Source organism: Hamadaea tsunoensis DSM 44101, assembly GCF_000428945.1.
GTDB lineage: Bacteria > Actinomycetota > Actinomycetes > Mycobacteriales > Micromonosporaceae > Hamadaea > Hamadaea tsunoensis.
In genome coordinates this window covers 213,520-230,778 of the sequence record NZ_AUAX01000018.1, presented here as the reverse complement: position 1 = coordinate 230,778, position 17,259 = coordinate 213,520, and the positions used below count along the sequence as shown (strand labels likewise).

The window sequence follows — 17,259 nt, the reverse complement described above, 5'->3', positions numbered from 1 at the left end:
GGCCCCGTCCGGGCGAAAGCCGGGCGGGGCCGCACCGGTCAGCTGCTCCGATCGGCGGCCGTGCGGTCCGGCGCCGAAGGAGACTGCGACGAGGAAGAGGACTGCGGCAGCGGGCGTACGGAGCCGCTGATCAGAGCGGCGATGCCGAACAGGACGGCGATCACCAGCAGCGCCCGGACCACGGTCACGTGGGCGCCGAGGAAGCCGATGACGGGCGGCCCGGACAGGAAGGCGCAGTAGCCCAGGGCGGCCACCACACTGACCCGGGCGGCGGCCCGCGCCGGATCGTCCGCGGCGGCGCTCATGCCCACCGGGAACCCGAGCGAGGCGCCGAGACCCCAGAGCAGCGTCCCCGCGTACACCCAAAAGGGAGCGGGACCGAAGACGAACAGGGCGGTGCCGGCGATGCCGATCAGCGCGAGCCCGCGCACGACCGGGACACGGCCGTAACGGTCGAGCAGCGGCGGTCCGAACCAGCGGCCGAGGGTCATCGCGGTGAGGAACGCGGCGAAGGCCAGCGTGCCGGCGACGGGTGAGAGCGCGTGGCCGTCGATGGCGGCGACGCTGATCCAGTCGTTGCCCGCGCCCTCGGCGAAGGTGAAGGCCAGCACGAAGATGCCGATGAGCAGCGTGCGCGGCTCCAGCCAGGCGGTCCAGGTGCTCTGCTTCGGCCCGTCGGCGGCGACCGGCTCGGGGTCGTGCTGGTCGGGCAGGAAGTCGCGGCTGATGAGCGCGACGCTGACCGCGACGACCACGGCGACGCCGGCCAGGTGGGCGCCGACCGGGACGGACAGGGCCAGCAGCAGCGAGCTGATCAGGGCGCCCGCGACGGTGCCGACGCTGAAGCCGGCGTGGAACCGCGACATGATCGAGCGGCCGAGCCGGCGCTCGACGACGGTGCCCTGGACGTTCATGGCGACGTCCCAGATGCCGTTGGCCAGGCCGAGCAGGAACAGCCCGGCCGCCAGCACCGGTACGCCGACCGTGTAGCCGGCGGCGATGACCGCGAGCGCCCCGCCGAGGGCGATCGCCGTCGTCATGACCGTGCGCCGGGAGCCGAACCGAGCGACGATCCAGCCGGCGATCGTCACGCCCAGGAACGCGCCGACCGACAGCGACAGCAGCACCAGACCGAGCGTGGCCGGGGTCAGCCGCAGATGGTCGCGCACCTGCGGGATGCGCGCCGCCCAGCTGGCGAAAGCGAAGCCGGAGCCGATGAAGGCGGCGTAGGTGGCCGTCCGCGCGGCGAGTACGGGCCGGGGTGTCGTGGTCATGCCTCTGTCCTGACGGTCTGGATGGTCACGCCCGCACCGGCGAGCGCTTCGGTCGCGGCGGCGGGCGCGCCGTCGTCGGTGACGATCGTGGTGATGCTCGCGGCCGGCGCCACCACCGCGAGCGCCGTGCGCGTCAACTTCGTACCCTCGGCGACCGCGATCACTCGGCGGGCCGCCGCGATCGCGGCCCGCTTGACCGCCGCGTCGGCCAGGTCGTAGGCCGTCAGACCGCTCTGCGCGGTCAGGCCGCAGCAGCCGATCACGGCCGTGTCGAAGCGCAGCGCGGCGATCGACGCCTCGGTCAGCGGCCCGGTCAGCGCCAGCTCTCCCGGCCGCGGCTCGCCGCCCGGCAGCAGGAGGCGTACCTGGGCCGCGCCGGTGAGGGCGTTCGCGGCGTGCAGGGACAGCGGCATGATCGTCAGCCGTCGTCCGGCCAGCGCCCGCGCCACCTCCAGGCACGTCGTCCCGCTGTCGAGGAGCACCGATTCGCCGTCGCTGATCAGCTGGGCGACCTGCGCGGCCAGTCGCCGCTTCAGCTCCAGCCCCTCCTGTACGCGCAGCGCGAACGGCGGTTCGTCGCCCCGCAGGATCAGGCTGCGCGCGCCGCCCCGGTAGCGTTCGAGCAGGCCCTGAGCGGCCAGCGCCTCCAGGTCCCGGCGGATCGTCATGTCGGACGCGCCGGTCAGCTCCATCAGCTCGGCGACGGTGCAGCGGCCGGCGGCGCGTACGGCGTCGACGATCTGCTTCCAGCGGTCAGGGCTGCCCATCAGCGCATTAAACACGATCCTTGTTCGATCATGCTAGTAGCGAACGTGATTTGTGTTCGATACGACCGCTAGACTCCTTCGCGCAGTGCTTGGAACAGCCGCTCCACGCGTACGCGATGGTCGGCGGCCACCGCGTCGGCCGGATCGCCGGCGACCAGGCGGCGGGCGGTCTCGACCAGCACCGTGCCGTAGCCGGCGACGAAGAAGGCCGCGAACAGCGCCGGATCGCCGGCGAAACGCGGGTCGCGGTCCAGCTCCACGGTCAGGGTCTGCTGCAATTCGGCGGCGATCTCCCGGGCGCGCGCGATCAGAGCCGGCGATGCCGCGACCGTGCGGAAGAACGGAACCGATCCGTCGGCGACACCGGACAGCGCGTGCCGCTCGTCCAGCAGGCGCAGGCTCGCCTCCCGGAGCGACGCCCGCACGTCGGTTCCGTCGGCGCGGTCGCGTACGGCGGAGCGCAGGATGTCGGCGGCGTCGATCTCGCGGTCGAGGAGCAGGTCCTCCTTGCGCGGGAAGTGCTTGAAGACCGTCACGCTGGAGACGCCGGCCGCCCGCGCGACCTCCGCGACCGTGACCGCGTCGAAGCCGCGTTCGAGGAACAGCCGGGTCGCGACCTGCGAGATCTTCGCGCGCGTCTGCGGGCCGCCGCGTTCCGCCGTTCTCGGCATCGGATCACACTTCCTTGCGTCACTAAATTTAGTCACATAACATAGTGGCATGTCCACCGCCACTGTCCCCGATAAGAGTGTCCCCGGTAAGAGTGCCCCGGGTACGCGAGCCCGCGGCCCCGCCGCACGCCCACCGCGCTCCTTGGGGGAGGCATGGGTGGCACTGGCCGGGTTGTCCGCCGTCTTCCTGTTCGAAATGCTCGACAACTCCATCCTCAACGTCGCGCTGCCCACGATCGGCCGGCAGCTGCACGCCTCGACGACCGCGCTGCAATGGGTGACCGGCGCGTACGCGGTCGCCTTCGGCGGGCTGATGCTGGCCTTCGGCGCACTCGCGGACCGGTTCGGCCGCCGCCGGATCATGATCATCGGCCTGGCCCTGCTCGGCGCGGCCAGCCTGGCGACCGCCTTCGTCACCACGGCCGACCAGCTCATCGCCGTACGCGTCGCGACGGGGATCGCCGCCGCGATGACCACGCCGGGCTCGATGGCGCTCGCCTTCCGGCTGTTCGACTCCGACCGGCTGCGGGTGAGCGCGACGACCCTCATCTCGACCGTAGGCCTGGTCGGTCTCGCCATCGGGCCGACCGCGGGCGGCCTCGTCCTCGCGGTCGCGCCCTGGCAGGTGCTGCTCCTGGTGAACGTGCCGATCGCCGTACTCGCGATCCTCGGCGTCCGGTTCGGGATCGCCGCGGACGATCCGGCGGGGCTGCACCGCGACCCGATCGACGGCGCGGGCGCGCTTCTGGGCACGGCGACGATCGTGCTCGCCCTGGTCGCGCCGACGCTGTTCGTCCACGACGGCACCGGCTCGTGGCTCCCGTGGGTCACGGCGGCCGCCGCCGCGGCCTGCGCGCTGCTCTTCCTGCTCCGCGAGCGTTCGGCCCGCCATCCGCTGCTCGACCTGCGGCTCGTCGCCCACCCGCTGGTCTCCGGCGGCCTGGCGTTCAAGGCCGCGGCCGGGCTGGCGACCGCCGGCCTCGGCTACCTCGTGACCCTGCAACTCCAGCTCGACTGGGGCTGGCCGCCCGCGCTCGCCGCGCTCGGGATGCTGCCGCAGGTCGTCGTCCTCATCGCGGGCGGCGCGTTCATCAATCCCTTCGTCCGGCGCGTCGGCCTCGACCGCGCCGCCTGGATCAGCGCCTCGGTGGTCGTCGGCGGCCTGGCCGTCTACGCCCTGTTCGGCCGCCACGGGTACGCCTGGGTCGCCGTCGCCCTGATGCTCGTGGCCGCCGGGATGCGGGTGGTCGGCGTGGTCGCCGGGGTCAACGTCCTGCGCGGCCTGCCGGAGAACCGGACCACGATCGGTGCGGCTCTCACCGACACGGCCGCCGAGGTCACCTCCGGTGCGGGCATCGCGCTCACCGGCACGATCCTCGCCGCGCTGTTCACCGGCAGCATCGCCACGACGCACTGGACCGCACGGCAGACCGCCGAGTTCCGGACAGCCACCACGATCGCGGGCCTCACGATCACGGCCCTCGCCGCCGCGCTGGTCGCCTGGGGCATCCTGCGTACGCGCGACCGCGCCGCTACGGCAGGGCAACCTGCAGCAGGTGCTCCACCAGTTCGCGCGGCCGGCTGAGCGCGGCGAGGTGGCCGCCGGGGATCTCCGTGATCCCGATGCCCAGCCGCTCCCGGGCGATCCGCCGCTGGAACTCCAGCGGGAAGAACCGGTCGTCCACACCCTGCAGGAAGGCCGTCGGCACGTCCGGCCACCCGTCGAGCGGCCACGGTTCGGCGAACAACCGCTCGGAAGGTCCGGACGGCGTACCGGCCATGGCTTCGGCGGTCACGTCGGCCGGCACGTCGTGGAAGAAGTCGTCGAGGAGGTCGAACTCCTTGCCCTGCCTCGCCTTCGCATGGCCGACGTCGTCCCACCACTGCCCGGCGGTCTCCCCCGGCGCGGGCACCATCGCGTTGACGAGCACGATCCGCTCGACCGGCGTACGCGTGGCGACGACGGGTGCGATGAGGCCGCCGAGGGACTGGGCGACGAGGACCGGATTCCGGAGATCCTTCATCGGACCCAGGACGGCGTCGGCGTACGCGTCGTAGCCGGCGTCGGCCGACCGCGGGAAGTCGACCGCGACCGCCTCATGGCCCTGCTCCCGCAGCAGCGGAACGGCACGGTGCCAGTACCACGCCTGGCCGTCCGCCCCCGGTATCAGGACGAACGCCGTCATGACAGGGCCCCCGGGAACCGGGTGACGAAGTCGAGCGTGCCGACCCAGTCCGGGGTGAGGCCGATGCGGACCATCCGGCGGCCGGACCGCTCCACGTCGGCGATGTTGCGGGCGCCCTGTTCCGGTCCGTAGTAGCGGTGGTGGGCCGACGCGTACTCCGGAATGATGCCCTCGGCGTCCGTGACCTCGGCGTTGCCGCGCAGCAGCAGGACTTCCGGCGGCGGGCCCGGCGTGTCGATCGTGATCGCGACCGCGGGGCGGGAGCGCAACGCGGCGATCTTGGCGCTGCCGGCGAACGTGCCGAACACGAACTCCGTGCCGGTCCAGTGGAACATCACCGGAAAGACGCGGGGCGTGCCGTCCTTCGCCACGTACGCGACGCGCGCCAGCTCGGCCGAGGCGAGCAGCCGCCGCGCGAGCTCCGTCTCCAGCAGCCTGAGGTCTCCCTGCTTCACGGTCATACTCCTAACTTAGGAGTAACCACTACCAGAACGCAAGTGTCCGGCCCTATGATGTCCCCGTGGTGAGCGAGACGGCCGGCCCGCGCGGGTTCGACGATCCCTGCGGGGTGGCGCGGGCCCTCGGCGTCGTGGGCGAGCGATGGGCGCTGCTCGTCGTGCGGGAACTGCTCCTCGGCCCCAAGCGGTTCACCGAGCTGAGCCGCGGCCTGCCCGGCATGAGTCAGAACGTGCTGTCGCAACGACTCCGCGAACTGGAGCGGTCCGGGATCGTCCACAAGCGACGGATCGGCCCGCCGGTGAGCGCCACCGCGTACGAGCTGACGGAGGTGGGGCGGCTGCTCGATCCGGTCCTCGTCGCGCTCGGGGCCTTCGGCAGCCGGCTCCCGCTGCCCGCCACCGACGCGCCGATGAGCGCCGACGCGTTCATCCTCGCCCTGCGGACGACCTTCGCCCCGGCGGCCGACTTCTCCGGCGTCTACGAGCTCCGGCTGGACGGCGACGTCTTCCACGCGGCGGTGCGCCCCGGCCGGTTCGAGGTGGCCCGGGGAACGGCGGCGCATCCGGACGCGACCATCACCGGCAGCGTCGCCGCCCTGCGCGCGGTGGTCTTCGGCGGACAGCCGATCGAGGAGCCGCTACTGGTCGAGGGAGACGAGGACGCCGTTCGGCGGTTCGCCGGCGCCTTCCCCCGCCCCCGGCCATATCCCGCCACCTGACGCGCTTCGGGAAGTATCGGGACTATCGCTGGAATGCCCCGCGGCCGTCTCAGCCGACACGATTCAGGCCACACCACACCGCCCTGCGTACCCGCCTCCACCAGGGTTTTTCGGCCTCGAACGAATGTCATTGATGATCAATAATCCGCATGGCTCAATGTCTTCACCCTCACAACGGGCGCCCCGGCGCCACCTGCTCATCAGCGACCTCTCACCCGCGGCCGCACGGCGTACAGCGCCCTCGACCCAACAACGGGAGATGCCATGCTTCGTCACGCAAAGCGGCTAGCACTGGTCGTCGTGGCCCTGGTCACGATGACGGCCGGCGTACAGGAGGTGGCGCACGCCGACCTCGGTGCGCCGCAGTACTGCACGGCATGGGTCAACGTCGGTCAGTTCCGCCACCAGGCCTGTGTCACCAAGATGCCGGCCACCATCCTCTTCGAGCACTACGTCCAGTGGACCGGCGGCGGCAGCTCGACCATCTCGCAGTGGATCAACCGCGTGGTCGGCGGCTCCGCGTACACCTGCAACTCCTCGACCAACTCGTACAGCACGTACTACCTGTACTTCTCGTGCAGCACCGGGCGGATCGCCGGGCAGACGTACCGGACCGACGCCTTCATCGCCGGCGCGCAGACCAGCTCGCAGACCATCACCGGCTGAGATGACCGGCCGGTCCGGCTCTGCGCGCGCCCGCCATGGCGCCGGGTCGGACCGGCCACACCGCTCACTCCGGTTCTTCTGCCCGATCACTGTCCGAGCGGCTCAGGGCCTGGTCGCGCGGATCGGGCGTCCGGGCGTACCCCGACGCCTGACGCCGTACCGGCCTACCATCGGTGGATGGCCCCTGACCTGCACCGATACGCGGTCCGTCTGCGTACGGGCGTGACCGTCTCCGCCGTCGCCCAGGGCGACCGCTTCGGGGTGCCGGTCGTGCTGCTGCACGCGTGGGGCGAATCGGCCCGCAGCTTCGACCGGCTGCTGCCGCTGCTGCCGCCGGCGTGGCACGTCGTGGCGATGGACCAGCGCGGCCACGGGGCGGCGGACAAGCCCCCGGCCGGCTACGCCCTGGCGGACCTCGCCGAGGACGTCGAAGCGTTCCTGGAGGCGTTGAACCTTCCGCCGGCCGTGCTCGTCGGCTCCTCCAGCGGCGGCTACGTCGCCCAGCTCGTGGCGGTACGCAGTCCGGAACGCGTACGCGGGCTCGTCCTTGCCGGTACGCCGCGCAGCCTGCGGGGCCGGGCGCCCTTCGCCGACGAGCTGGACCGGCTGACCGATCCCGTCGACCCCGCCTGGGTACGCGCGTGCCTGGACTGGTTCCCCCGCTACCAGAAGGTGCCCGACTGGTACGTCGAGGACCGGGTCGAGGACGGCGCCGTGATGCCGGCGGAGGTCTGGCGGGCGTCCCTGGCCGGCTTGTCCGAGGCGGTCCCGCCGACGGAGACCGGCCCGATCACGGCGCCGGCGTTGATCCTCCGGGGCGACCGGGACGAGGTGCTGCCCGCCGCCGACCATGAAAAGCTGGCCGCCGCGATCCCCGGAGCCCGCCTGGTCGCCTACGCGGACACCGGCCACCTGGTCCTGTGGGAGCAGCCCGGACAGATGGCCGCCGACCTGGCCGGCTTCGTGGCCGAGCTGCCCTAGCCGGCCACCGCCTCGGTCTCCCGGAGTACGCGTACCGCGTTGTGCCAGGTCAGCTTGCCCAGATCGGCGTCGGACCAGCCTCGCGAGGACAGCTCTTCGAGCAGCCGCGGATAGCCGGCGACCGAGGACAGGCCGTCCGGCAGGGCGACCACTCCGTCGAAGTCGCCGCCCAGGCCGACGCAGTCGAGGCCGGCGATCTCGCGTACGTGCTCGACGTGGTCGGCCGCGTCGGCGACCGTGCACGGCGGCCGGGGGTTCGCCCGCAGCCAGGCCGTCTCGGCTTCGAGGTACTCCGGGCTGTCCTCGGCGAACCGTTGCGCCGTCGCCTGCGAGACGGCCATCATCTCGTCCATCCACACACGACATTCCTCGGTGAGGAAGCCCGGGACGAACGTCACCATCACGATGCCGCGGGTGTCGCGTACGCGCCGCAGGACGTCGTCGGGGACGTTGCGCTCGTGGCCGCACAGCGCGCGGGCCGAGGAGTGCGAGAAGAAGGCGGGCGCCGCGGAGACGTCGAGCGTCGCGTGCATCGTGGTGTCGGCGACGTGCGACAGGTCCGCCATCATCCCGAGCCGGTTGCACTCGCGGACCACCTCGCGCCCGAAGTCCGACAGCCCGCCGACGCCCGGCACGTCCGTGGCGCTGTCGGCCCACTCCGTGTTCTTCACGTGGGTCAGGGTCATGTAACGGACGCCGAGGGCGTACATCATCCGCAGGACGCCCAGCGAACCGGCGATGGAGTGGCCGCCCTCGATCCCGATCAGGCTGGCGATCCGCCCCGCCGCCCGGGCGTCCTCCATCTGCGCGGCGGACGCGACGAGGACCAGGTCGTCGGCGTACCGGGCGGCCATCCGGTGCACGGCGTCGATCTGCTCCAGCGTCGCCGTCACCGCCTCGTGCTTCGGCAGGCCGCACGGCACGAACGCGGACCAGAACTGGCCGCCGACCCCGCCGAGCCGCAGCCGCGGGAGGTCGGTGTGCAGCCCCGCCCCAGTCGTGTCCCGGCCGATGTCGAGCGCGTCGAAGTCGTAGCGCGCGCGTACTCGGTGGGCCCAGGGCAGGTCGTTGTGCCCGTCGACGACCGGCGTGTCCCGCAGCAGCGCCTCGATGCGCCCAGTGATCATCGCCCTACGGTAGTGGAGATTCGGCGCTCGCGGGTGACGGATGGGCCGCAGCGATCGAGGAACCCCCAATGAACAGGTCGACGTCGCGCATCGCCTCGCTGAACACCTCGGCCGGCACCTCGGCCAGCGGGGCGGCGGTCCAGACGCCCGCCTCCCGGCGCGCGAAGCGTACCTGGCCGGTGGTGCAGAGGCGGGCCTCCCAGTCGAACCGGTCCCCGTTGTCGACGAGGTCGTGGAAGAACGCGGCCCGCCAGGTTCCGTCACGGAACTCCTTGACCGCCGTGCTGTGCCCGCCGCCGTCCCAGGCGCCGAGATAGGGCGCGTCCCAGCCGCGTACGCGCATCAGGGCGTTGGCCTGCCGGTAGCGCAGGATGTGCGCGGCGAACCGGTGCGAATGGGTGGCCGTCTGTTCCTCGGCCGGGGTGAGCCGGTAGATCTCGCGGTACACCTGCCGGACCGGCTGGCGGTCGATCCGGTCACGCCAGCGGCCGACCTCCGCCGGCGTGGCGTGCAGCGGATGCCACAGGGAAACCCGCTCGCCGCGCGCCCGCTCACCGTCCAGTCCACACAGGACCCAGCCGTCGGGGTCGCGCTCCGGCAGGCCGACCACGCCGCCTTCCGTCCGCCAGAGCAGCGTCCGGCCGAACACCGCGGTGACCGGGTGGTCCAGGTAGCGCTGCTGCCAGTCCGCCCACGCCCAGGTTCGGCCGGCCGAGAACAGCCCGTCGATCCGCTGCCGCTGCGCGGCGAGCGTCTTGCCGATCTCCTTCACCGCCGCCCGCAGCGGCCCGATCTCGTCCTTGACCGCCTCGGGTACGCCGGTCAGCGCCCGGCCGCCCCGGCGGACGAACAGGCGGGCCTTGTCCGCGGTGACCTCGACGACCACCTCGTACGCCCCGACGGCCGTGACGAGCCGCCCGTCGGCATCGAGGCCGTGGTCGTCGACGGCGAGCTCCATGACCTCCGCCGGCGCCCAGCCCCGGGCCTCCGCCGCCGTGGCCAGAGCCGCCTGGACGCGGTTCGCCAGCGCCTTGTTGCGTACGCTCGACGCCAGCCGGGCCAGCGTCCGCAGCGCGACCTCCGGGCGGCGACGGCCGAGCGCGGTCACGGCGGAGGCGGCGAGCCTCGGCGCGCGCGGGTAGCCCGGCAGCCCCGCGGGTGTCGACGCGGCGGCGACCGCCACCCGGGCGAGGAGTTCGGTGTCCTCCTCGTCGGCAGCCTCGTCGGTGTCGTCCGCCGGCAGCCACACCAGCCCGCGCAGTGCCGTCTCGGTGTCCTCGGGCAGGTCCGAGCGGTCGCCGCGCGCGCCGGCCGCGCAGAACAGCTCCAGCACCGCCCGCTTCGCCTCGCCGGACCGGGGCGCGGCGGCCATGAGCGCGCGGGCCCTGGCCGTCCGCGCGCGGGTCGGTTCGACCTTGACCTGCCCGAGGCAGTGCTGCACCACCTCCGGTACGCCGTCCGCCGACATGATCTCCGTCAGTCGGCCGGTCTCGGCGGCGGCCTCGGCCGGGACAGGGCTGAGCAGGCTGCGCCACAACGGATCCAGCGACGGGCCGGCCCGGTCGAGAAAGTCCGCGATACGCTGCCGCAACGCCGGGCCGTCCGCGTCCGGCGGCTCGGTCGGCCGCGCGCCGAGGCGGTCGGCGATCCAGGACAGGCGTTGCGAGACCGCGCCGGCGTCGAACCCGTCCAGCGCATCGGCCGCCGCCACCGGGGCCAGGTACGCCAATCCCCAGGGCAGCCGGGTGAACGCGGCGGCGTCGAGCATCCACTCGACCTGTGCCAGGTTCCAGGCCGGCTGCGGCCGGGCGGCGACCTCCCGGACGAACCGCTCGCACCAGGTCCGGCCGAGGTGCTCGCCGGTGACCAGTTGCCGGTGGGCCCACAGCAGCACGGCCCGGAAGTCCTCATCGGACCATTGCCCGCGCAGGCCGTCCGCATCGAGCCCGAGACGGGCGGCCGTGAGCGCGGCGTTCTCCGCCCGGTCGGCGTCGGCGGACACCACTGCCAGCATGTGATCATCTCCCCGTGGTCGCGGGGATCATGCCACCGGCCACCGACAGAACGCGGCGGCGGCTGACAGCTGCTGGGGATTGACCCTACTGCTGGGGATGGGCCGCGGGGCTGCCCTCAGGCGCGGGCGGCGCGTCGATACGTCGCTGCGGCGGTCCCGCGACCGCCTGGTCGATGATCTCGTTGAGCTCGTTCTGCACCTTGTCGATGTCGGGCAGCGCCCGCAGGACCGACTGCCCCCGCTCGCCCGCCGACTCGATGACCATCGTGCCGCAGCCGAGCATCCGGTCCAGCACGGTCTGGCTCGTCGAGTGGTCGTTGATCCGGTTGAGCGGGATGTCGCGGCGGTCTCGGCGTACGACACCGGAACGCAGCATCACGCGCTCGTTGGTGAACACGTAGTGCGTGCTGCGCCAGTCCACCCAGGGCCAGACCGCGAGCCAGACCACCGCCAGCACCGCGAGGATGGCGCCGATGCCGACGACGTACTGGTTGCCGATCCAGAGCGCGACGGCTAGCACGAGCACCATCGCCAGCACGGCCAGCAGCACCCGGCCGAACAGCACCTTCCAGTGCGGCCGCAGGTGCAGGATGACGTGCTCGTCGGCTGTGAGCTGGTCGTCCGGGAAGGCCACCGGGTACTCCTTCGCGTCGCGTACCTCTGACCGCATTCTGCCTGGCCGGGCGCGGCATATGCGGCAGATGCCGGAATTAGCTCAGGCGAGGCGCGCCTGCAGGTCGGCGGCCCGCGCGTGGCCGGTGGCCTCGTAGATGCCCAGAGCGTCACGCCAGGCCAGCCTCGCCTGACCCCGCTCCCCCGCGGCCGCGTGCGTGTCGCCGAGATTGGTCAGCGTGTCGGCCTCGGCACCGCGGTCGCCCAGGCCGCGGAACAGGGCGAGCGCACGGGCGTAGCAGGCGGCCGCATCGGCGTACGCGGCCCGGGCGTGGTGGGCCACGCCCAGCGTGTCCCACGCGGCGGCCTGCCCCGGCTCGTCGGCGAACTCGGCGAAGCGCTCCAGCGCCAGCCGCCCGTGCTCCAGCGCCGCGGCATGCTCGCCCAGCGCGCTGTGATCGCAGCTGATCTGGTTGAGCGCCAAGGCTTCCCCGTGCCGGTCCCCGGCCGCGCGGAACAGCTCCAGCGCCCGGCGGTCGTCGGTCATCGCCTCCGCGTGCCGCCCGCGGCGCCCCGCCAGCCCGCTCAGATTCAGCAGCGTACGCGCGCACCCCCGCTCGTCACCGAGGAGTTCGTAGAGTTCGAGGGCCTGGCGCGAATGCTTCTCGGCGTCGTCGAGCCGTTCCAGCCGGGCGTACGCGCGGGCGAGGCAGCGGTGCGCGTGGGCCTGTCCGGGGGTGTCCCCGAGCCGGACGGCCGCCGCCAGCCCGACCTGGTGCGTGGCCGCGTACGCGCGCCAGTGCCCCCGGCGCTCGAAGTAGGTCATCAGCGTCCAGGCCAGCCGCCACGTGTGCTCGTCGAACCCGCCGGTACGCGCGGTGTCGACGGCCGCCATCAAGTTGTCGTGCTCGGCGGCGAACCAGGCCAGCGCGTCGGGGGCGGTGGCGAACGAGCGCGGACGGACGGACCGGGCTGCCCGCGGCAGGCTGATCGGCAGCCGGTTGGGTTCCAGGGCCACGTTCGCCGCGTACGCGCTGTGCAGGTAGTAGTCGAGGATGCGGCGTACGCCCGCCCGCCGGATCCGTCCCGAGTCGACGGTTCGGGTCAGCTCCGCCGCGTACGCGCGCAGGAGGTCGTGCAGCCCGTAGCGAGTGGGACCGGAGCGGTACACGAGGTGCGCGCGGACGAGATCGTCGAGGAGCGCGCGCGAACCGGTCAGGGTGACGGCCGCCCCGGCGCCGAACGTGCGGCCGGGATGCAGGCCGAGGCGCCGGAAGGCCCGCGCGGTCTCGACGGGCAGCCCGCGGTAGGACCAGGAGAGCACGCCGCGCACGACACTGTGCGGATCGCCGCCAGCGTCGAGCAGGTCGAGCCGGCAGCGCTCGTCGGCGAGCTCGGCGACCAGGTCGGCCAGCGGCGCCGCGGGGCGGCCGGCGGCGAGTTCCGCGGCGACCCGCAGGGCGAGGGGCAGGCCGGCGCACTGCGCGGCGAGCGCGGCGGCCGCGGCCGGGTCGGCGGCGACCCGGGGGCCGATGAGCAGGCGCAGCAGCGTGGTCGCCGTGTCGGTGGCGAACGGGGCCACCTCGACCCGGGCCGCACCGTCGCGGGCGGCGAGGCCCGGCAGCTCGTCGCGGCTGGTGACGAGGACGAAGCAGGCGCCGGCGCCGGGCAGCAGCGGCCGGACCTGCTCCACTGTGGAGGCGTTGTCGAGCAGGAGGAGCAGCCGCTTGCCGGCCAGCAGCGTACGCAGCAGGGCGGCCCGCTCGTCGGCACCGGGCGGCAGGGAGCGGCCGTCGACGCCGAGCGACCGCAGGAAGCCGCCGAGGGCGTCGGCGGCGGTCACGGGGCGGCCGGGATCGTAGCCGCGCAGGTTCACGTAGAGCTGCCCGTCGGGGTACGCCGTCCGGACCGTGTGCGCCCAGCGCAGCGCGAGCGCGGTCTTGCCCACCCCGGCCGTCCCGCACAGGACGGTCAGCCGGCCGGCCGCGGCGTACCGGTCGAGGTCGGCGAGTTCGCTTCGGCGGCCGGTGAACGCCGTCGGTTCGGCCGGCAGCTGCGCCGGGCGGGGACCGGTGCCGTCCGGGCCGTTGGCCGCCCGCTGCCACAGCTGCTCCCACTCGTCGGTCCAGGGCTCCCCGAGCTTGCCCACCAGCGCCGTCAGCTCGTGATACTCCGGCGCCGTCCGCCGCGTCCGGACCAGGTACTGCAGCGTGCTCTTGGACAGCCCCGTGTGCCGGGCGAACTCCCGGAACGTCCAGCCCCGGCGCCGGCGGGCGGCGTCGAGGCGGCGGCCGAGCGCGCGTACGGGGTCGTCCACAGGCAGCTCCGTCCGGCGTTGTCCTAATCCGTCCCAATGACGCTATCAGGGTAGGCATCGACGCGCGACGATCAACGCAGTCGGCTCGCCGCCGGGCGGGCCACAGCTCGTGAAGGAAGAGCGCATGAGCGTACCGAAGGGCCTGCTGCGCCGGGCCGGGGTCGCGGTGGTGGCGGCGGCCATCGCCGCGACCGTCGCCGCCTCGCCGGCCAGCGCGCAGGTGGGCACCAACTTCTGTGTCAGCCAGGGGCACGACGTCTACTCCAGCGCGTCGGTGAACTCCACCCGGGTGGGCTGGGTGTCCTACTACGACGTCTGGCACCACTACTCGACCAGCGGCAACTGGAGCCTCGGCTACGTACGCGGCAATCCGGGCATCGCCGGCTACGTCCCGCTCGGCATCCTCGCCCAGGACCTGGGCAACTCCAGCAACGCCACCAGCTGCCCGTACCACTGAGACCGGAGGACACATGAAGACCATGCGCAAGCTCGCCCTCGCGGCGGCGGCCACGACCGTGCTCACCGGTACCGTCGTCGCGGCCACCGCCGGCCCGGCCCTGGCCCTCGAACGCCGGACGGTCTGCGCCCAGAACGTCTGGGTGCGCTCGGCCCCCGGGAGCGCCGCGATCGCCATCCTCTACCAGGGTGAATCGTTCGACTACGACCACAGCGCGACCATCAACGGCTACCAGTGGGCGTACGGGTTCGCGTACGGCGGGGAGAACGTCTGGGGCTGGGTGTCCTACAGCGCACTGACGAACAGCAGCGGCCAGTGCTGAAGCGCTTCGCCGTGCTGATCGCGGCCGTCCTGACCGTCGGGGCGGCCGCGGCCCATCCGGCCTGGGCGGTGAACCGCCACACGATCATCGCCAACGCCCCGAAGCCGGCGGCCGCGTGCGGCAACACCGGCACGATCCCCGCGGGCACGTGGCTGCAGAACAAGCCGTGCGGCTACTTCGTCGGGATCGCCCGCGCGGGCACGTCGTTCGGCGTCCACGAGACCACGGCCAGCGGCTACCACTACGGCCGCAACTACGGCAGCAACAACTTCTGCGCCTGGATCCCGCCGGGCGCGGTCTCCGGGCCGACGGCGACCGGCCTTTCCGCACGGGAATGCGGCGCCTCCTGACGAACGGGGACGCCGCGTTCCGCCGTGCTCAGCGGCCGACGATCACCAGTTGCGCCACGTTGCCCGGCATCCCGGCGATCGACACGCGGCTGCCCTTCGCGGGGGTCGGCGTACCGTTGCCGGGCAGGGTGCCGAACGCGCTCCAGGTCCCGTTCGCGGCCCGGATCCGGTGGTAGACGGCGTCGTCGGCACCGATGATCACGACCTGCGCCGCACCGTCGGCCGTGCCGGCGATCGAGACGTCCTGGGCGACCGCCGGGGCCGTCGTCCCGACTCCGGGGACCGGCTGGAACGCCGACCAGGTGCCGTTGGCGTACCGGATGCGGTGGTGCAGGGCGCCGCCACCGCCCGCGATGACCGTCTGCGAGGAGCCGTCGGGCAGGCCCGTGATCGCGACGGCGCTGCCGAGCGCGGTCGCGGTGGTGCCGTTGCCGTTCAGCGGCCCGAAGGCGGACCAGCTGCCGCCGGCGCCGCGTACGCGGTGGTAGATCCCGTCGTCCATGCCGACGATGAGCACCTGGGCGGAGCCGTCGGGCATCCCGCAGATCGCGACGTCCTTGGCGCCGGCCGGTGCCGTCGTCTGGTAGCCGCTGACCCGGGTGAAGTCCTGCCACGTGCCGTTGGCGTTGCGTACGCGGTGGTAGACGGTCCCGTCGGCGCCGATCATGAGCAGCTGCGCGCTCCCGTCCGGCAGGGCCGCCAGGCTGATCCGCTTGGCCTTGGCGGCGCTGGTCGTCCCGACCCCGACGACCGGCTGGAACGACGACCAGGTCGCGTTGGCGTTGCGTACGCGGTGGTACACGCAGTCGTCGGCGCCGATGATCGCGACCTGGGCGCTGCCGTCGGCGAACCCGGCGATCGCCATGTCCTTCGCGTTGCCCGGCAGCGTCGTCAGGTATCCGTTCAGCGGCTGGAATCCGCTCCACGCCCCGCTCGCCGCCCGGATCTCGTGGTACATCGGGCCCGACGTGGGAGCCGGCGACCCCGGATGCGCCGCGATGTACGCGAGCGGGTCGATCCGCGTACCGCTGGGGTCGATCATGTGCCAGTGGCAGTGCGGGCCGGTGGAGCTGCCGGAACCCGGTGCGCCGGCCGCCCCGCCGGACAGGCCCACGATGGCGCCGGGGCCGACGGCGGTGCCGTTGGCGAGCAGGAACTGCGAGAGGTGCATGTACTGGCTGCGGTAGCCCTCGCCGAGGTCGATGGTGACGGTGTTGCCGCCGGTCCCGTTCTCCGGGATGTTGGTGACGACGCCGGCGCCGCAGGCGGGCAGCGGCGTGCCGACGGGCATGACGAAGTCGATGCCGCCGAGCGAGCCCCGGTTGATGTGGTCCTGCCACCCGTCGCTGATCGGGTAGCCGGCGAAGGGGTTGTAGACGGCGGGGAAGGCGAAGGCGGGGGTGGCCAGGAGGATGCCGCCGGCGGTCGCTCCCAGGGCGGCGGCTCCGGTGGTGGCGGCGAGACGAAGAACATCGCGGCGGGCGAGGCCCATGTACGGCTCCCTCGGGGGTTCAGGGGGTGTCGGAGCCTGAGATTAAAGTTACGTTGATCTATTGCCAACCCCACGGATCCGCGAAGATGCGGGCCTGCTTTCCAGCCGGCTTGGAACGACGTTCCAAGCCGTGCCAGGATGGATGCATGGCAGGGAGAACCACGGAGCGGCGCGAGCAGGCGCTGTCGCGCGAGCGCATCGTCGCCGCGGCGATCACCCTTCTCGACGCGGACGGCGAGGACGGGCTGACCTTCCGCGCGCTCAGCGCCCGCCTGGCGACCGGTCCCGGCGCGATCTACTGGCACGTGGCGAACAAGAACGAGCTGCTGGTCGCCGCCACCGAGGCGGTCCTCGCCGGCGCGACCGGCCGGCCCGACGCCGCCGACCCGGCGCAGGCCGTCCGCGCGGTCGCGCTCGCCGTCTTCGACGCCGTCGACGAGCATCCCTGGGCCGGCGCGCAGCTCTCCCGGGCCCCGGCCCAGCCGGCGATGCGGCGGATCCTCGAACGGCTCGGGCAGCAGACCCTGGCGCTCGGCGTACCGGCGGCGGACCGGTTCACCTCGGCATCGGCGCTGCTGAACTACATCATCGGCAGCAGCCGGCAGAACGCCGCGAACGCGCGTACGCAGCCGCCGGGCGGCGACCGCACCGCGATCCTCGCGGCCGAGGCGGCCGCCTGGCGGACCCTCGACCCCGACGAGTACCCGTTCCTGCACGAGATCGCCGACCAGCTGCCCCGGCACGACGACCGCGCCCAGTTCCTCGCCGGCGTCGACCTCATCCTCGCCGGCATCGCCCGCCTGCCGGGCTGAGGTCCGTCGCGCTGGCGACACAACGACCCCACAA

Annotated in this window: 18 protein-coding genes; 8 read left to right on the top strand and 10 right to left on the bottom strand. The window is 73.1% G+C overall.

Annotation, left to right across the window (positions count from 1 at the left end):
• Positions 1-38: 38 nt before the first annotated feature.
• The 3 genes from G401_RS48255 to G401_RS0125030 all read right to left on the bottom strand — a co-directional run bounded on the left by G401_RS48255 (position 39) and on the right by G401_RS0125030 (position 2,712).
• Entirely contained in the window at positions 39-1,274 is a 1,236-nt protein-coding gene (locus G401_RS48255) for an MFS transporter (protein ID WP_051367124.1), read from the bottom strand.
• Positions 1,271-2,041: a DeoR/GlpR family DNA-binding transcription regulator gene (locus G401_RS0125035; protein WP_027344640.1), complete on the bottom strand. Its 771-nt coding sequence runs from the start codon at positions 2,039-2,041 to the stop codon at positions 1,271-1,273. Before G401_RS0125035 ends, G401_RS48255 begins: the two co-directional genes overlap by 4 nt.
• A 68-nt stretch (positions 2,042-2,109) precedes the next feature.
• On the bottom strand, positions 2,110-2,712 hold the full coding sequence (locus tag G401_RS0125030) for a TetR/AcrR family transcriptional regulator (protein WP_027344639.1): 603 nt from the start codon (positions 2,710-2,712) through the stop codon (positions 2,110-2,112).
• Positions 2,713-2,869: 157 nt separating this feature from the next.
• On the opposite strand from G401_RS0125030, the gene G401_RS48250 reads away from it, so the two are divergent.
• Positions 2,870-4,297 (top strand): MFS transporter, encoded by a 1,428-nt coding sequence (locus G401_RS48250; protein WP_051367123.1) that lies wholly within the window; start codon positions 2,870-2,872, stop codon positions 4,295-4,297.
• Here G401_RS48250 and G401_RS0125020 read toward each other — a convergent pair.
• Together G401_RS0125020 and G401_RS0125015 are read right to left on the bottom strand one after the other, a co-directional pair.
• Positions 4,245-4,898, bottom strand: coding sequence for an alpha/beta fold hydrolase (locus G401_RS0125020; RefSeq protein ID WP_027344638.1), 654 nt, complete (start codon positions 4,896-4,898; stop codon positions 4,245-4,247). The two genes, G401_RS48250 and G401_RS0125020, sit on opposite strands and share 53 nt — an antisense overlap.
• Entirely contained in the window at positions 4,895-5,359 is a 465-nt protein-coding gene (locus G401_RS0125015) for a pyridoxamine 5'-phosphate oxidase family protein (protein ID WP_027344637.1), read from the bottom strand. Before G401_RS0125015 ends, G401_RS0125020 begins: the two co-directional genes overlap by 4 nt.
• A gap of 59 nt (positions 5,360-5,418) precedes the next feature.
• On the opposite strand from G401_RS0125015, the gene G401_RS0125010 reads away from it, so the two are divergent.
• The 3 genes from G401_RS0125010 to G401_RS0125000 all read left to right on the top strand — a co-directional run bounded on the left by G401_RS0125010 (position 5,419) and on the right by G401_RS0125000 (position 7,722).
• Positions 5,419-6,075: a winged helix-turn-helix transcriptional regulator gene (locus G401_RS0125010; RefSeq protein ID WP_027344636.1), complete on the top strand. Its 657-nt coding sequence runs from the start codon at positions 5,419-5,421 to the stop codon at positions 6,073-6,075.
• Positions 6,076-6,339: 264 nt separating this feature from the next.
• Entirely contained in the window at positions 6,340-6,741 is a 402-nt protein-coding gene (locus G401_RS0125005) for a hypothetical protein (protein WP_157546292.1), read from the top strand.
• A 177-nt stretch (positions 6,742-6,918) separates the two neighbouring features.
• Positions 6,919-7,722 carry an alpha/beta fold hydrolase gene (locus tag G401_RS0125000; RefSeq protein WP_027344634.1) on the top strand — a complete coding sequence of 268 codons (804 nt, stop codon included), beginning with the start codon at positions 6,919-6,921 and terminating at the stop codon, positions 7,720-7,722.
• Here the strand turns inward: G401_RS0125000 and G401_RS48245 are convergent.
• The 4 genes from G401_RS48245 to G401_RS48230 form a co-directional block, all read right to left on the bottom strand.
• Positions 7,719-8,849 (bottom strand): dipeptidase, encoded by a 1,131-nt coding sequence (locus G401_RS48245; protein ID WP_051367122.1) that lies wholly within the window; start codon positions 8,847-8,849, stop codon positions 7,719-7,721. The genes G401_RS0125000 and G401_RS48245 overlap by 4 nt on opposite strands.
• Before the next feature lie 4 nt (positions 8,850-8,853).
• A complete protein-coding gene (locus G401_RS53295) occupies positions 8,854-10,863 on the bottom strand; it encodes a DUF4132 domain-containing protein (RefSeq protein ID WP_051367121.1) in 2,010 nt (669 codons plus the stop codon).
• Positions 10,864-10,948: 85 nt separating this feature from the next.
• Positions 10,949-11,497, bottom strand: a complete 549-nt coding sequence (locus G401_RS48235) for a PH domain-containing protein (RefSeq protein WP_051367120.1) — start codon at positions 11,495-11,497, stop codon at positions 10,949-10,951.
• A gap of 81 nt (positions 11,498-11,578) precedes the next feature.
• The gene (locus G401_RS48230) at positions 11,579-13,792 is read right to left on the bottom strand and encodes an ATP-binding protein (RefSeq protein WP_051367119.1); all 2,214 of its coding nucleotides are present in this window, start codon (positions 13,790-13,792) and stop codon (positions 11,579-11,581) included.
• A 124-nt stretch (positions 13,793-13,916) separates the two neighbouring features.
• Between G401_RS48230 and G401_RS0124975 the strand changes: the two genes are divergently transcribed.
• From G401_RS0124975 to G401_RS0124965, 3 genes are read left to right on the top strand one after another with little or no spacing between them, the layout of a single operon-like run.
• Entirely contained in the window at positions 13,917-14,249 is a 333-nt protein-coding gene (locus G401_RS0124975; protein ID WP_027344633.1) for a hypothetical protein, read from the top strand.
• A gap of 13 nt (positions 14,250-14,262) precedes the next feature.
• Positions 14,263-14,571, top strand: coding sequence for a hypothetical protein (locus G401_RS48225; protein ID WP_051367118.1), 309 nt, complete (start codon positions 14,263-14,265; stop codon positions 14,569-14,571).
• Complete coding sequence (locus tag G401_RS0124965) at positions 14,565-14,921, top strand: hypothetical protein (RefSeq protein ID WP_027344632.1); 357 nt, start codon at positions 14,565-14,567, stop codon at positions 14,919-14,921. Before G401_RS48225 ends, G401_RS0124965 begins: the two co-directional genes overlap by 7 nt.
• A gap of 28 nt (positions 14,922-14,949) precedes the next feature.
• Here G401_RS0124965 and G401_RS53290 read toward each other — a convergent pair whose 3' ends face one another.
• The gene (locus G401_RS53290) at positions 14,950-16,413 is read right to left on the bottom strand and encodes a peptidoglycan DD-metalloendopeptidase family protein (protein ID WP_051367117.1); all 1,464 of its coding nucleotides are present in this window, start codon (positions 16,411-16,413) and stop codon (positions 14,950-14,952) included.
• Between the two features lie 146 nt (positions 16,414-16,559).
• Between G401_RS53290 and G401_RS0124955 the strand changes: the two genes are divergently transcribed.
• Entirely contained in the window at positions 16,560-17,225 is a 666-nt protein-coding gene (locus G401_RS0124955) for a TetR/AcrR family transcriptional regulator (RefSeq protein ID WP_027344631.1), read from the top strand.
• Positions 17,226-17,259: the final 34 nt, after the last annotated feature.

What these genes read in the sequence shown, in the direction of transcription:
- G401_RS0125015 (WP_027344637.1), bottom strand. Translation starts at nt 5,359, where the DNA reads ATGACCGTGAAGCAGGGAGACCTCAGGCTGCTGGAGACGGAGCTCGCG.
- G401_RS53295 (WP_051367121.1), bottom strand. Translation starts at nt 10,863, where the DNA reads ATGCTGGCAGTGGTGTCCGCCGACGCCGACCGGGCGGAGAACGCCGCG.
- G401_RS0125000 (WP_027344634.1), top strand. Translation starts at nt 6,919, where the DNA reads ATGGCCCCTGACCTGCACCGATACGCGGTCCGTCTGCGTACGGGCGTG.
- G401_RS0124955 (WP_027344631.1), top strand. Translation starts at nt 16,560, where the DNA reads ATGGCAGGGAGAACCACGGAGCGGCGCGAGCAGGCGCTGTCGCGCGAG.
- G401_RS53290 (WP_051367117.1), bottom strand. Translation starts at nt 16,413, where the DNA reads ATGGGCCTCGCCCGCCGCGATGTTCTTCGTCTCGCCGCCACCACCGGA.
- G401_RS0124975 (WP_027344633.1), top strand. Translation starts at nt 13,917, where the DNA reads ATGAGCGTACCGAAGGGCCTGCTGCGCCGGGCCGGGGTCGCGGTGGTG.
- G401_RS0125005 (WP_157546292.1), top strand. Translation starts at nt 6,340, where the DNA reads ATGCTTCGTCACGCAAAGCGGCTAGCACTGGTCGTCGTGGCCCTGGTC.
- G401_RS48255 (WP_051367124.1), bottom strand. Translation starts at nt 1,274, where the DNA reads ATGACCACGACACCCCGGCCCGTACTCGCCGCGCGGACGGCCACCTAC.
- G401_RS0125035 (WP_027344640.1), bottom strand. Translation starts at nt 2,041, where the DNA reads ATGGGCAGCCCTGACCGCTGGAAGCAGATCGTCGACGCCGTACGCGCC.
- G401_RS0125020 (WP_027344638.1), bottom strand. Translation starts at nt 4,898, where the DNA reads ATGACGGCGTTCGTCCTGATACCGGGGGCGGACGGCCAGGCGTGGTAC.
- G401_RS0125030 (WP_027344639.1), bottom strand. Translation starts at nt 2,712, where the DNA reads ATGCCGAGAACGGCGGAACGCGGCGGCCCGCAGACGCGCGCGAAGATC.
- G401_RS48225 (WP_051367118.1), top strand. Translation starts at nt 14,263, where the DNA reads ATGAAGACCATGCGCAAGCTCGCCCTCGCGGCGGCGGCCACGACCGTG.
- G401_RS48245 (WP_051367122.1), bottom strand. Translation starts at nt 8,849, where the DNA reads ATGATCACTGGGCGCATCGAGGCGCTGCTGCGGGACACGCCGGTCGTC.